This window comes from Aromatoleum petrolei (assembly GCF_017894385.1).
In the GTDB taxonomy this organism is placed as follows: domain Bacteria; phylum Pseudomonadota; class Gammaproteobacteria; order Burkholderiales; family Rhodocyclaceae; genus Aromatoleum; species Aromatoleum petrolei.
This window is the reverse complement of record NZ_CP059560.1, coordinates 1,900,720-1,913,638: the sequence shown is the minus strand read 5'-3', so window position 1 is coordinate 1,913,638 and position 12,919 is coordinate 1,900,720. Positions and strand designations below refer to the sequence as shown.

The following is a 12,919-nucleotide window of genomic DNA, read 5'->3' as shown; positions in this document are numbered from 1 at the left end:
CCGAGCGAGGGGCGAGTGCGTCAGACCTTGAAGCCCGACACCGAACCCTTGAGTTCGACAGCGAGGTCGGCGAGCTGGCCGACCGATACGGCGGTCTGGCGCGTGCCGGTTGCGGTCTGTTCGGTGATCGCGAGAATTTCCTTCATGGTCGCGGCGACGCGGGTCGCGGTGGCCGCCTGATGTTGCGTGTCGCTGGAGATCTGTTCGATGAGGCGTGCCGCCTCGGTCGACACCTCGCCGATCTCGGCCAGCGCCTGGCCTGCCGCGTCGGACAGCTGCGCGCCTTCGACCACGTCGCGGGTGGCGTTTTCCATCGAGCCGACGGCATCCTTGGTGTCGGTCTGAATCGTCTTCACGATCGCCGCGATCTGCTTGGTCGCCTCGGCGGAGCGTTCCGCGAGGCGCTGAACTTCTTCTGCAACGACGGTGAAGCCGCGGCCCGCTTCGCCGGCGGATGCTGCCTGGATTGCTGCGTTCAGCGCGAGGACGTTGGTCTGCTCGGTAATGTCGGAAATCAGTTCCACGATCTCGCCGATCTCCTGTGAGGATTCGCCCAGGCGCTTGATCCGCTTCGAGGTTTCCTGGATCTGCTCGCGGATGCCGTTCATGCCCTTAATGGTGTTCTCCACGGCACCCGCGCCCTTGCGCGCGGACTCCAGCGAGCGGCGCGCGACCTGTGCGGAGCGCAGCGCGCGTTCGGAGGATTCCGTCATGGTCTTGGCCATCTGCTCGACGGTTGCGCCGACCTCCTCGATTTCGCGCGATTGCCGTTCGGTCGCGCCGAGGAGCTCGGTGGAGGTCTTCTGCGCGGATTCGGTCGCCTGCGTCACGCGCGTCGCGGCATCGTTGATCCGGCGCACCAGCACCGAGAGTTCCTCGATGGTGTAGTTGACCGAGTCCGCGATCGCGCCCGTGATGTCTTCCGAAACGGTGGTGCGTACGGTGAGGTCGCCGTCGGCGAGGTCGCCCATCTCGTTCATCAGGCGCAGGATCGCTTGCTGCGCGAGGTTGCGTTCGTTTTCCGCTGCGCGCTGGTGTTGCTCCGCCTCGAGCTGACGTGCGGCGAGTTCGCGGTTGTTCACCTGCGCCATGCGGCTCAGGGCCATGAGACCGACGATCGCCGCAAGCGCGATGCCGAGCGTTGCCGGCGACAGGCCGCCAGTGGCGCCGGACAGCGCGGCGGAGAGCTCGCTTGCGCTGGTCGACAGCGGCTCGGACGCGCCGAAGATGTCACTGCCGGCCTTCTTCGCCTGCACGAGGGTTTGGATGTGCTGCAGGATGTCGTCGACGGCGTCGAGGGTTTCGGTGGCTGCGGTCGCGAATTCATTGACGCGTCGCCGCCCTTCGGGATCGGCGGTGGTTGCGCGCAGCTCGTTGATCACCTCGGTGAGCGACTTGGCATCCTTGCCCAGCGCGAAGGCCGTTTCCGGGTCGATCGCATTTGCGACCAGCAGCGCGTTGGCGTTCTTGGCGATGCGCTGCGTCAGCACGACGCTGTTGGTGGCGGCGGTGATGTCGCGCGCGTTGCCGCCGACGCGAGTCTGCACGATCTGTCGCGCCTGTTCGTACAGGGACTCGTTCTGCTGGTTGATCGTGGCGACCGAGCGGTTGAGCACGAGGAGATTGTTTTCCTGGGCGATCAGTTGGTTGGCGAGCTCCGCAGTGGGGCGCCATTTCGCCGCGAGGTCGTCCACCCGTGGCTGGGCATCCGTGGGCGCGGCCGGGAGGCTGCGACCTTCGATGTTGCCGCCGTTCGCCACCGCGTCCAGCAGGGCGGTGAAGCGGTTTGTGCTCGTGCGCAGTTCGGCGAAGGCCTGTGCGTTGCCCTGCAGGGAAAGCTGGGCGGCCTTGGCGATGCGCTGCGCGGTGGTTTCCATCTCGCCTGCCGCGGCGATGTAGGCCGTGGCGTTGCCCGACTGGCGGTACTGGTAGTAGAGCAGGCCCAGACCCACCATGGATGCCGCGGCGAAGACCGTGGCGAGCATGCCGAAGCGGTTGGCGGCATTGCCTGCCTGCTTCGCGCCGTTCTTGGCGGCGGCCGGTTCGGGGCTGCGCCGCGGCGGGGCCGCCTCCATGATGGTGGTGGCGAGCGTCTCGCCTTCCGGGTCGGCCTTCTTCTTTTTCGTGAAGTTCAGCGTCGGAAGCTTGAGGGCCATGGTGTGTGCTCCGCGAGATCGGATGATGGGTTGCCGTGAAGGTAGGCGATAAGGGGCGCGTGCGTGCTCACTCGAGGCCGGCCTGCAGGAAGCCGCGGTGGGCGAGCAGCGTCGGCACGTCCAGCCGCAGCCAGTGCTGGTCGCGGCTGTCGAGCAGGCGTTCGGCGACCCAGGGGCGCTCGTCCATGCCGCCGTCGGGATCGGTATGGAAGTCGTCCGGGTTGCGCAGTCCGAGCGCGCTCGAGATCAGCAGCGCGCAGTTCGTGCCGTGGCGTGCACCGACCAGGAGCAGGCGCGCGGGTCCGCCCGGCACAGTGAGCGGTCCGTCATGAAAGGCAGAGAAATCGACCACGCTGAACAGCGTACCGCGCACGTTCGCGAGGCCGCGAAACCAGTCGTGCGTGAGCGGCACGGGCGCCAGCGGCGGGGCAGGCAGGATCTCGCCGCTGTCGGTTAGGTTGACGAGCCAGTTCTCGCGTCCCGCCCGCACGCCCAGCAGTGCGCGGCGGTTGCCGCTCTGTGCTTCGGCAAAGCGCCTCACCAGGTCCTCCTGGAATTCGCGCAGGCTGAGTCGCTTGGTCATCGGGCGTCAACCCAGCGCCTGGATGCGCGCGAGAAGATCTGCGGGATTGACGGGCTTGACGAGGTAGTCGTGCGCGCCCTGGCGCATCCCCCAGATGCGATCGGTCTCGAGCCCCTTGCTGGTGCACATGATGATCGGGATGGCGCTGGTGGCTTCGTCGCGCGAGATGGTGCGCGTGGCCTGATAGCCATTCATGCCGGGCATGACGACGTCCATCAGGATGAGGTCGGGTTTTTCGCTCTTGCTGCGCGCAATGGCGTCTTCGCCGCTTTCGGCGGTTACGACCTGGTAGCCTTTCGCGGTCAGCAGCTCGGTCAGGGCGAGGCGTTCGGTCGGGGAATCGTCGACCACCAGTATCTTCTTGATCGGCATTGCGATGAGTCTCCAGTCAAAGACCCGTGCCGGCCTTGCGCGCGGCATGGGTGGCGACTGCCTTGAGCAGGCTGTCCTTGGTGAAGGGCTTGGTGAGGTATTCGTCGGAGCCGACCATGCGGCCGCGTGCGCGGTCGAACAGGCCGTCCTTCGATGACAGCATGATCACCGGGGTCGCGGCGAGCTGCGGATTCTTCTTGATCAGCGCGCAGGTCTGGTAGCCGTCGAGGCGCGGCATCATGATGTCGACGAAGATCACGTCGGGATGATGGTCGGCGATCTTCGCGAGCGCGTCGAAGCCGTCTTCCGCCAGCAGTACCTGGCAGCCCGAGTTGGTGAGAAAAATCTCGGCGCTGCGGCGGATGGTGTTGCTGTCGTCGATCACCATCACCTTGAGTCCGGTCAGATCCATGGCTTCAATCCTTGCTGACGTGATCAGCGTGGCGGCTGCGCACGCGTTGCAGCGTCGCGTACGCGCTGCGGTACGCCGCGTGCTCCGCTACGGCGACGCATCCACATGTCGATAAGAGCATGCGGCGAAGGCGCGGTCGCGGACGGATGGCATGCCGTCTGCATCCGCGTGTTCTGCCCGGTGGCCGGGGCGCGCCCGCGCAAGGCGGCGTTGCCTCGGGCGCAAGCGCCCCCTTCAGGGTGGCCGATGAGCGCGCGCGCCGGATGCATCCGGTATTGGGGCGCGTGTGGGCCATCTGTAGGCATGCTCCGGGCAAATTGGCTGTAAAATCCGCCGCATCTTACCGCATTTTTCATGCCGTGCCAGAACAGGCATCTGGCGCAACCGGCAGATTCTTTCATGCCCCTCGGATTCACTGCAGTTCCCCCTGTCGTGCTGTGCTTCGCCACCAGCGACGCGACTGGCGGCGCCGGCCTCCAGTCGGATGTCCTGACGCTGGCGAGCATGGGATGTCATCCCCTGTCCGTCGTGGCGGCGATCGCCGTGCGCGACACGCGCGGCGTCGAGGAGCTGCTGGCGCTGGATGCCGATGCGGTCGATTCGCAGGCGCGGGCCTTGCTCGAGGATATTCCGGTGCAGGCCTTCAAACTGGGCCTGCTCGGCAGTGTCGAGAATGTCGCGGCGATTGCCGAAATCCTTTCCGATTATCCCGATGTCCCGCTGGTGCTGGAACCGGCGCTGTCCATCGTCGATGGCGAGGAAGCCTCGGGCGAGGACATGCTGGCGGCGCTCGCCGAGCTGGTGTTGCCGCAGGTGACGGTGCTGGTCGCCAGCCGCAGCGAGGTGCTGCAGCTGGCGGCCCTGACGCCGGAAGGCGACGACGGAGATGACGACGATGAGGGCGGCGAGTTCCTCGATGCCGACGAATTCGATGCGCTCGGCGAGATCTTCGAGGGCGGCGAGGTAGATGAAGCAGACGACGACGGCAGCGAGGAGGACGAGGCCCTGTCGCTGGCGGATGCGATTGCGCGCGTGCTCGGGCGTGGCGTGCAGTATGTGCTGCTGACCGGTGCCGGTGAGCCCGGGCCGCAGCTCGTGAACGTGCTGGTGGGCCGCGAGGGCGTCGTGCGGACCGATGCGTGGGAGCGACTGCCGGGACCCTTCCTCGGGGCCGGGGCGACGCTGGCGGCGGCGCTCGTGGGCGCGCTGGCGCATGGCATGGCGGTGGCCGAGGCGGTGCGCGAGGCGCAGGAATTCACCGTGCAGGCACTGACGAGTGCGTATCGGCCGGGCATGGGCATGGCCATCCCGGACCGTTTCTTCTGGGCGCGGGCAAACGAGGATGACGATGGCAAACCGTGATGGTGCCCTGCGCGGTCTCTATCTGATCACCCCCGACACTGCCGACAGCGCGGCCTTGCTGGCGGGGGTTCGCCGGGCGCTAGCGGGGCGGCCCGCATTGGTGCAGTACCGCAGCAAGCATGCCGATGCGGCCCTGCAGCGCGAGCAGGCGGCGGGCGTTGCCACGCTGTGCCGGGAGGCCGGCGTGCCCTTCATCGTGAATGACAGCCTCGAGCTCGCCCTCGCGCTCGGGGCGGACGGCGTGCATCTTGGCCGCGACGACGGCGACCTGCGCGCGGCGCGCGCGGCGCTGGGGCCGGAACGCATTCTCGGCGTGACCTGCTACAACGAATGGGCGCGGGCCGAGGAGGGCGCCGCGGCGGGGGCCGACTACGTGGCTTTCGGCGCGGTGTTCGCGTCCTCGACCAAGCCCGCCGCGGTGCATGCGCCGCTCGAGCTGCTGACACGCGCGCGGCGCGAGCTTGCGCTGCCGGTTGCGGCGATCGGCGGCATCACGCTGGGCAATGCGCCGCAGGCGATCGCCGCAGGGGCGGACCTGCTGGCGGTGATCGCCGACGTGTTCGACCATCCCGATCCGGGTGCCCGCGCGGCCGCATATCGCGCCGCCTTCGGCCTGCCCGGCTGAATTCTCCGCGCCCGGCGCGGTCCTTCTTTCACCATTGCCACAAGACGAGTGCACACCGACATGACGAGCAAGAACGAAGTCCTCTTTCAGCGAGCCCAGGCAACCATCCCCGGCGGCGTCAATTCGCCCGTGAGGGCGTTCCGCTCGGTGGGCGGTTCGCCGCGTTTCATCGAGCGCGCGCAGGGCGCGCGCGTGTGGGATGCGGACGGCAAGGACTACATCGACTACGTCGGCTCGTGGGGCCCGGCGATCACCGGCCACGCCCATCCGGCCATCGTCGAGGCGGTGCGCGAGGCGGCGCTGCGCGGCTTGTCCTTCGGTGCGCCGACCGAGGCCGAGGTGGAGATGGCGGAGCTCATCTGCGAGCTGATGCCGTCGATCGACATGGTGCGGCTGGTGAGTTCCGGCACCGAGGCGACGATGAGCGCGATCCGTCTCGCGCGCGGCTTCACCGGGCGTGATGCGATCATCAAGTTCGAAGGCTGCTACCACGGCCACGCCGACAGCCTGCTGGTGAAGGCGGGCTCGGGACTGCTGACCTTCGGCAATCCGTCCTCGGGCGGTGTGCCGGCGGACTTCGCGAAGCACACGATCGTGCTCGACTACAACGACCTCGGCCAGGTCGAGGACGCGTTCAAGGCGCGCGGCGGCGAGATCGCCGCGGTGATCGTCGAGGCGGTCGCCGGCAACATGAACCTGATCAAGCCGCTGCCGGGGTTCCTCGAGGGGCTGCGCGAGCTGTGCACGAAGTACGGCGCCGTGCTGATCTTCGACGAGGTCATGACCGGCTTCCGCGTCGGTGCGCAGGGCGTGCAGGGGCTGTACGGCATCACGCCGGACCTGACCACGCTGGGCAAGGTGATCGGCGGTGGCATGCCGGTGGGCGCCTTCGGCGGCCGGCGCGATATCATGAACCACATCGCGCCGCTGGGCTCGGTGTATCAGGCCGGTACGCTGTCGGGCAGCCCGGTCGCGGTCGCGGCGGGCTTGGCGTCGCTGAAGCTGGTGTGCGAGCCGGGCTTCTACGACCAGCTTGCCGCGCGGGCGACGCAGCTCGTCGACGGGCTGTCCGCCGCCGCGCGCGATGCCGGCGTGAGCTTCTGTGCCGATTCGGTCGGCGGAATGTTCGGTCTGTACTTCGCCGCGCGCGTGCCGCGTTCCTACACGGAAGTGATGGCCTCGGACCGCGACACCTTCAACCGCTTCTTCCACGCGATGCTGGAGGCGGGCCACTACTTCGCGCCCTCCGCTTTCGAGGCGGGCTTCGTGTCGGCGGCGCATACGTCGGCCGACATCGACGCGACACTCGCGGCGGCGCGCGAGGTGTTCGCAAAGCTCGGCTGAGCGCTCGGGCGCGAAAAACGAAAGGGGCGCCGCGGCGCCCCTTTTTGTTGTCTTTCCGGCGGGTCAGAGCAGGAACAGCGTCGCCAGCCCGAGGAAAATGAAGAAGCCGCCCGAGTCGGTCAGCGCGGTGATCAGCACCGAGCCGCCCATCGCCGGGTCGGCGCCGAAGCGCAGGCGCACCATCGGGATCAGCACGCCTGCGCAGGCGGCGAGCAGCAGGTTCAGGGTCATCGCGGCGGTCATCACGACGCCCAGCGAGGCGCTGCCGTAGAGGGCCCACGCGAGGATCCCGAGCAGCCCGCCCCACACCAGGCCGTTGACGACGGCGACGCCCATCTCCTTGCGCATCAGGCGCTGCATCGCGGACTGCTCGACCTGGCCCATCGCGATCGCGCGCACGATCATCGTCACCGTCTGATTGCCCGAGTTGCCGCCGATGCCGGCGACGATGGGCATCAGCGCGGCCAGCGCGACGAGCTTCTCGATCGAGCCTTCGAAGGCGCCGATCACGCGCGAGGCGATGAAGGCGGTGACGAGGTTGATCGCCAGCCAGGACCAGCGGTTCTTCACCGAGTCCCACACCGACGCGAAGATGTCTTCCTCCTCGCGCAGACCGGCGTGGCTGAGGATTTCGTGCTCGGACTCCTCGCGGATGTAGTCGACCACGTCGGCGACCGTGAGGCGGCCAATCACGCGCTTCTCGACGTCGATCACCGGCGCGGACACGAGGTCGTAGCGTTCGAAGGCCTGGGCGGCGTCATCGGCTTCATCCTCGGGCTCGAAGCTGATGACGTTTTCCTTGTGCATGACCGCGCCGACCACCATCTCGGGGTCGTTGATCAGCAGCGATTCGAGCGTCAGGATGCCTTTCAGGTGGTCTTCGCGGTCGATCACGAAGAGCTTGTCGGTGTGGTCCGGCAGCTCGTCGAAGCGGCGCAGGTAGCGCAGCACGACCTCGAGCGTGACGTCCTCGCGGACCGTCACCATGTCGAAGTCCATCAGCGCGCCGACCGACTCCTCCGGGAAGGACATCGCCGCGCGCAGCTGTTCGCGTTCCTCGCTGTCGAGGGACTGGAACACGTCCAGCATGACCTCGGGCGGCAGGTCGGGCGCGAGGTCGGCGAGCTCGTCGGCATCGAGGGTTTCCGCCGCGGCCTTGAGCTCGTGCGGGTCCATCGTCTCGATGAGGGACTCCCGCACCGCGTCCGAGACTTCCAGCAGGATGTCGCCGTCGCGCTCCGCCTTGACGAGATCCCAGACGAAGAGACGCTCCTCGAGCGGCAGCGCCTCGAGGATGTAGGCGATGTCTGCGGGGTGCAGCGTGTCGAGCTTGGCCTGGAGTTCGGCGACGTGTTGCTTGTGGACGAGGTTCTCCACCAGCTCGTGGCGGGGCATGTCCTGCCGATGGACGAGATCCTCCACCACCTTGTGGCGTGCGAGCAGCTCCTGGACTTCGCGCAGGTGCTGCTGAACGTCGTCCGGGTGGCGTTCGTCCTGCTCGCTCATCGGCGCCTCCGGGGGTGTGTGGGGTTCGGTCGTAAGGCGCGAATTCTACGGATTTCGCGGTCCTCTTGCGACCCCGGAAGACCGAAAATGTTGCGTCGCGGCAGGCGTGTGGCGTCGCGCCGCCGCGGGGGACGCTTTCAGGGTACCTGCGCGTAGGCCATGCGTCCGCGGATGCGCGCGGCGTGGGCGGCCAGCCGCGGGCCGAACTGCTTCTCGTACTTGCGTGGATTGGGCAGCATCACCGCGAGGCGGGCGGCCTCGTCGGGGCCCAGGCGGCCGGCGGGCACCCCGTAGTAGCGCCGCGCGGCCGCCTCGCAGCCGAAGATGCCGGTGCCCCATTCGACGACGTTGAGGTACACCTCGAGGATGCGGCGCTTGCTCCACACGGTTTCGATCATCACGGTGATGATCGCCTCCTGCGCCTTGCGGAAGTAGCTGCGCGTGGGCGACAGGAACAGGTTCTTCGCGAGCTGCTGGCTGATCGTGGAGCCGCCCGCGACGGCGCGGCCCTTGCGCTGGTTCTTTTCCATCGCGCGCTGGATGCCTTCCCAGTCGAAGCCTTCATGATCGACGAAGCGGTCGTCCTCCGCGGCGATCACGGCGCGCTTCAGATGGATGGAGATGCGTTCGTAGGGCACCCACTCGTGGCGCAGCTCGGCGTTGGGGCGCTTTTCCTGCAGCTCGTCGAGGCGGATGTCCATGAAACTGGTGCTCGAGGGGTTGAAGTGGCTCCACCACAGCACCAGCAGGAAGATCCACAGCTGGTACAGCACGAGCAGCGCGAGGAGCGCCACGCCCACCCAGCCGGCGCGCCGCAGGAGTGCCTTCATCGGCCTTCGATCTGGCGCCGCAGCTCGGCGAGGACCGGTGCGGTCTCGGGCCGCACGCCGCGCCACAGCAGGAAGCTCTCGGCCGCCTGCTCGACGAGCATGCCGAGCCCGTCGGCAAGATGCGCCGCGCCGTCGCGGCGGGCCGCGGCGAGGAAAGCGGTGTCGCCACGGCCGTACATCATGTCGTAGGCCAGCGCGCCGGGCGCGTACAGGCCGGGCGGCAGCGGCGGGGCCTCGTCGGCGAGGCTCGCCGCGGTTGCGTTGATGACGACGTCGAACTGCGATCCGGCCAGGTCGGCGAAGCTGCCGGCGGCGAGCGGCGTGTTGCCGGCGCCCGCGGCGAACTCGGCGACGAGCGCCTCGGCGCGTGCGACCGTGCGGTTGGCGAGCGTGAGGCGCGCGGGGGCGGCGGCCAGCAGCGGCAGCATCACGCCGCGTGCAGCGCCGCCCGCGCCCAGCAGCAGGATGCCGCGGCCGGCGAGCGGGCAGTCGAGGTTGTACGTGAGGTCGCGCACGAGGCCGGCACCGTCGGTGTTGTCGCCGTAGATGCCGTCGGCGTCGAACTTGAGGGTGTTCACGGCGCCCGCGGCCTGCGCGCGCGGCGAGCGGCGCTCAGCCAGCGCGAAGGCCTCGAGCTTGAACGGCACGGTGACGTTGCAGCCGCGCCCGCCGGCGGTGCGGAAGGCTGTGACCGTCGCGGCGAAGCCGTCCAGCGGCGCGAGCAGCGCCTCATAGGCGAGCGTCTGGCCGGTCTGCGCCGCGAAGGCGGCGTGGATCGCCGGGGACTTGCTGTGGGCGACGGGGTTTCCGATGACGGCGTAGCGGTCCATGGACGGGTCTAGTGGGCAGTAAGGCGGTCGGTGTTGGTGAAGGTCCAGGTCCTGACGATCTCGATGATGTCGGTGTCGGCGCGGACGTCGTTCGGGAAACTCGAAAAGGGGGCCGCGAGCGTGACGATGCGTTTGGCGGCTTCGTCGAGGACGGGTTCGCCCGAGGAGCGCTGCACCTCGACGCGCTCCACCGAGCCGTCGGCGCGGATCGCGACGAGCAAGAGCAGGCTGCCGTAGAGGCGACCGCGTGCGGCATCGGGGTAGTTGAGCGTGCCGACACGTTCGATCTTCTGGCGCCAGTCCTCCACGTACTGGGCGAGACGGTATTCCTTCGCCTTCGCGCCGACGAACTTCCTGCGCGGGCGCTTGGCGTATTCGTCGAGCTTGCGGTCGATCTCGGCTTCGAGGCGCGCGGCGGCGGCGACGCTGTCGAGGAGATCGAGTCCCGACGGCTTCGGCTCGACCGCGGCGGGGTCGGGCTGCTGCACGGCGGCGGGGGTCCGGGTCGCGGCCTTGGGGGCGGTCATGACCTCGGGGCGGGCGGCGCTGCGGTCCGAGGTACGCTTGCGTGATTCGGCGAGGGCGTCGCCGTCGCGCTGCGTCGGTTGCGGGGGCAGGGGGGATTTCGGCCGCGCGTTCTGTTCGCTGTTGCCGCCGCCGTCAAGGTTGGCCTGTGCGAGCACATCGGCCTTCTCGGGAGCGCGGGCGTGGCGTGCGTTCACGAGCACGACTTCGAGGCCGCGGTCGAGTTCGCGCGGCCGTGGACCGACGTCCATCGTGAAGCCGACTGATAGCGCCAGCGCATGGATCGCGAGCGACAGCAGGAACGCGATCGCGAGCAGCGGGTCGCCCTTCAGGATGGTGCTGGTGCGCCCAGAGGCGCGGGCGCCGGCCGGCTGCGGGGAACGAAGGTCCTGGTTGCGATCCATGCCGTGTGGCGGTCAGTTGCCTTCGAGCGCCGCGTCGGCCGTGTCGGCGGGGTCGGGTTCGGCGAGCATCTCGACGAAGCGTGCGCTGATGTCGACGTCGAGCAGGTCACTGTGCTCGATCGTCAGGCGCACGCGCGTGCCCGGCAGCATGACCGGCAGCGAGGGTACCTTGACCATCAGCGGGATCGCGTCGAGGCGCACGAGATTGTCGCGCAGCACCTTGCCGTCGATGGCGATGCCGGGCTGTTGGCGCAGCCAGCGCAGGCACCAGTAGCGCTCCATCTGGCGTTGGAAGTCGGCGTAGGCCGCATAGGTGACGTCGAAGTCGCGCAGCGCAGCCATCAGGTCGGTGGACTTGGGCGCGAACGCGGGCGCCTCGTCGCGCAGCACCGAGATGATCTGCCATTGGTTGACCATGTCGACGTAGCGGCGCAGCGGCGAGCTCGACCACGCGTAGCAGTCCACACCCAGTCCGTCATGCGGGCCGGCGGCGGTCGACATGCGCACCTTGCCGCCGCTCTGCACGCGGTACAGGCCGGGGATGCCGGCCTCGTCGAGGAGTTTGCCCCAGGTGGAGTTGGCGAGAATCATCATCTCGGCCACCAGTTTGTCGAGCGGCGAACCGCGCTTGCGCTGGGTGATGGTGACGTAGCCCGGACCGTCCGCGGTGTGCGTCTGCCAGTCCACGTAGAAATTGAAGTCGACCTGGTTGCGGTTGTCCTCGGCCTTGCCGCGGCCGGCTTCGAGCACGCTGGCGAGGTCCCACAGCAGCGTGAGTTCGCGCCTCCATTCGAAGTCGGGGCCGCCGGCGTGATCGTGCAGGACCTGCTCATTGAAGAGCGGCTCGATGTCGTGGTGGCGCAGGTTGGCGACGATGGGCACGCGCTCGACGACGGTCTCGTGGCGCTGGACGGCGAGCGCCGCGGTGACGTCGAGGTACAGCGACACGGCCGGGCAGTCACGGCCCGCGGCGAGCGTGAAGGTCTCGACGACAGCGTCGGGCAGCATCGTGATCTTGTTGCCCGGCATGTACACGGTCGACAGGCGGCGGCGCGCGATCGCGTCGAGCGAGGAACCGCGCGCGAAGCCGAGGGCGGGCGCAGCGATGTGGATGCCGATGCGCCAACCGCCGCCTTCGCGCGGGGTGATCGAGAAGGCGTCGTCGATCTCGGTCGTGGTGGCGTCGTCGATCGAGAACGCGGCGACCTGCGCGAGGGGCAGGTCGGCGGGGTCGAGTGGTGCGTCGAAGGCCGGGAAGGCGGTGCCGTCCTCGAAGTGTTCGAACAGGAAGCGGTTGTAGTGGAAGTCGTAGCTCGACGCGAGTGCGCCGCACTGCAGCAGCAGGCGTGGCGCCGATAGCCCGGTGTCTACGCAGGCGGCTTCGAAGGCCTTGGTCTCGACGCGGTTCCGGTCCGGGCGGTAGAGGAGCTGCGGCAGCATGCCGGCGATCTCGACCGGCATCCGGCCTTCGACCAGATCGGCGCGCATGCGCTCGATCGCCTCGGCCTGCTGGCGCTTCTTCTCCAGGCCGACGAGCGCGGCCTGCAGGATGTCGGCGGGCGCCTTGCGGAAGCGGCCGCGGCCCTTGCGGTGGAAGTAGATCGGCGCCGAGTGAAGGCGCAGCAGGACGCTCGCCGACTCGACCGCGTTCGGCGCGTGGCCGTGGTATTCGGCGGCGAATGCGTCGAAGGCGAATTCGTCGTCACCACACACTTCCCACAGGAAGGCGGTGTCCAGCTCCTCGGCGCCGGCTTCGGCGCGGTTGAGCAGTTCGGCCGGTGCGGGCTCGCGGAAGCGCATCAGCACGTGGCTGCTTTTCAGCTTCACGCGCTTGCCGTGGGACGTCTCGACCTGCAGCGAGGAATCGTTATCAGCGAGGACGGTACCGGCCTTGAAGGCCCCATCCTCTTCGAACAGCACGAACATCGGAACCGCCATACTTGAGCAAGCCCGACAGTTTAAAGGATTCG

12 protein-coding genes are annotated in these 12,919 nt (G+C 68.4%); 3 read left to right on the top strand and 9 right to left on the bottom strand.

What is annotated here, in order from left to right; genetic code table 11:
* Positions 1-20 precede the first annotated feature (20 nt).
* The 4 genes from ToN1_RS08765 to ToN1_RS08750 form a co-directional block, all read right to left on the bottom strand.
* Complete coding sequence (locus tag ToN1_RS08765) at positions 21-2,156, bottom strand: methyl-accepting chemotaxis protein (RefSeq protein ID WP_169208404.1); 2,136 nt, start codon at positions 2,154-2,156, stop codon at positions 21-23.
* Positions 2,157-2,223: 67 nt separating this feature from the next.
* Complete coding sequence (locus tag ToN1_RS08760; RefSeq protein WP_169208403.1) at positions 2,224-2,739, bottom strand: chemotaxis protein CheW; 516 nt, start codon at positions 2,737-2,739, stop codon at positions 2,224-2,226.
* A gap of 6 nt (positions 2,740-2,745) precedes the next feature.
* The gene (locus tag ToN1_RS08755; protein ID WP_169127403.1) at positions 2,746-3,111 is read right to left on the bottom strand and encodes a response regulator; all 366 of its coding nucleotides are present in this window, start codon (positions 3,109-3,111) and stop codon (positions 2,746-2,748) included.
* A 16-nt stretch (positions 3,112-3,127) separates the two neighbouring features.
* Positions 3,128-3,523 (bottom strand): response regulator, encoded by a 396-nt coding sequence (locus ToN1_RS08750; protein WP_169127401.1) that lies wholly within the window; start codon positions 3,521-3,523, stop codon positions 3,128-3,130.
* Positions 3,524-3,922: 399 nt separating this feature from the next.
* Here ToN1_RS08750 and thiD point away from each other — a divergent pair, with 399 nt between their 5' ends.
* Genes thiD through hemL form a run of 3 tightly spaced genes read left to right on the top strand, consistent with a single transcriptional unit; the run spans position 3,923 to position 6,854 of the window.
* Positions 3,923-4,885 carry a bifunctional hydroxymethylpyrimidine kinase/phosphomethylpyrimidine kinase gene (gene thiD, locus ToN1_RS08745; protein WP_210148065.1) on the top strand — a complete coding sequence of 321 codons (963 nt, stop codon included), beginning with the start codon at positions 3,923-3,925 and terminating at the stop codon, positions 4,883-4,885.
* Positions 4,866-5,510, top strand: coding sequence for a thiamine phosphate synthase (gene thiE, locus ToN1_RS08740; RefSeq protein WP_169208402.1), 645 nt, complete (start codon positions 4,866-4,868; stop codon positions 5,508-5,510). The genes thiD and thiE overlap by 20 nt, the downstream gene beginning before the upstream one ends.
* 60 nt (positions 5,511-5,570) lie before the next feature.
* Positions 5,571-6,854, top strand: a complete 1,284-nt coding sequence (gene hemL / locus ToN1_RS08735) for a glutamate-1-semialdehyde 2,1-aminomutase (protein WP_169208401.1) — start codon at positions 5,571-5,573, stop codon at positions 6,852-6,854.
* Positions 6,855-6,917: 63 nt separating this feature from the next.
* Here hemL and mgtE read toward each other — a convergent pair whose 3' ends face one another.
* From mgtE to ToN1_RS08710, 5 genes are all read right to left on the bottom strand, one after another.
* The gene (gene mgtE, locus ToN1_RS08730) at positions 6,918-8,360 is read right to left on the bottom strand and encodes a magnesium transporter (RefSeq protein WP_169208400.1); all 1,443 of its coding nucleotides are present in this window, start codon (positions 8,358-8,360) and stop codon (positions 6,918-6,920) included.
* Between the two features lie 137 nt (positions 8,361-8,497).
* The gene (gene mtgA / locus ToN1_RS08725; RefSeq protein ID WP_169208399.1) at positions 8,498-9,190 is read right to left on the bottom strand and encodes a monofunctional biosynthetic peptidoglycan transglycosylase; all 693 of its coding nucleotides are present in this window, start codon (positions 9,188-9,190) and stop codon (positions 8,498-8,500) included.
* Complete coding sequence (gene aroE / locus ToN1_RS08720; protein WP_169208398.1) at positions 9,187-10,020, bottom strand: shikimate dehydrogenase; 834 nt, start codon at positions 10,018-10,020, stop codon at positions 9,187-9,189. The genes mtgA and aroE overlap by 4 nt, the downstream gene beginning before the upstream one ends.
* Positions 10,021-10,028: 8 nt before the next feature.
* On the bottom strand, positions 10,029-10,949 hold the full coding sequence (locus tag ToN1_RS08715) for an energy transducer TonB (RefSeq protein ID WP_210148064.1): 921 nt from the start codon (positions 10,947-10,949) through the stop codon (positions 10,029-10,031).
* Positions 10,950-10,961: 12 nt separating this feature from the next.
* Positions 10,962-12,875, bottom strand: coding sequence for a ribonuclease catalytic domain-containing protein (locus tag ToN1_RS08710; protein ID WP_169208378.1), 1,914 nt, complete (start codon positions 12,873-12,875; stop codon positions 10,962-10,964).
* Between the last annotated feature and the right edge of the window lie 44 nt (positions 12,876-12,919).

Excerpts from the sequence above, each read along its gene's own strand:
- ToN1_RS08760 (WP_169208403.1), bottom strand. The coding sequence starts at position 2,739 with ATGACCAAGCGACTCAGCCTGCGCGAATTCCAGGAGGACCTGGTGAGG.
- hemL (WP_169208401.1), top strand. The coding sequence starts at position 5,571 with ATGACGAGCAAGAACGAAGTCCTCTTTCAGCGAGCCCAGGCAACCATC.
- ToN1_RS08750 (WP_169127401.1), bottom strand. The coding sequence starts at position 3,523 with ATGGATCTGACCGGACTCAAGGTGATGGTGATCGACGACAGCAACACC.
- mgtE (WP_169208400.1), bottom strand. The coding sequence starts at position 8,360 with ATGAGCGAGCAGGACGAACGCCACCCGGACGACGTTCAGCAGCACCTG.
- aroE (WP_169208398.1), bottom strand. The coding sequence starts at position 10,020 with ATGGACCGCTACGCCGTCATCGGAAACCCCGTCGCCCACAGCAAGTCC.
- mtgA (WP_169208399.1), bottom strand. The coding sequence starts at position 9,190 with ATGAAGGCACTCCTGCGGCGCGCCGGCTGGGTGGGCGTGGCGCTCCTC.
- thiD (WP_210148065.1), top strand. The coding sequence starts at position 3,923 with ATGCCCCTCGGATTCACTGCAGTTCCCCCTGTCGTGCTGTGCTTCGCC.
- ToN1_RS08710 (WP_169208378.1), bottom strand. The coding sequence starts at position 12,875 with ATGTTCGTGCTGTTCGAAGAGGATGGGGCCTTCAAGGCCGGTACCGTC.
- thiE (WP_169208402.1), top strand. The coding sequence starts at position 4,866 with ATGACGATGGCAAACCGTGATGGTGCCCTGCGCGGTCTCTATCTGATC.
- ToN1_RS08765 (WP_169208404.1), bottom strand. The coding sequence starts at position 2,156 with ATGGCCCTCAAGCTTCCGACGCTGAACTTCACGAAAAAGAAGAAGGCC.
- ToN1_RS08715 (WP_210148064.1), bottom strand. The coding sequence starts at position 10,949 with ATGGATCGCAACCAGGACCTTCGTTCCCCGCAGCCGGCCGGCGCCCGC.
- ToN1_RS08755 (WP_169127403.1), bottom strand. The coding sequence starts at position 3,111 with ATGCCGATCAAGAAGATACTGGTGGTCGACGATTCCCCGACCGAACGC.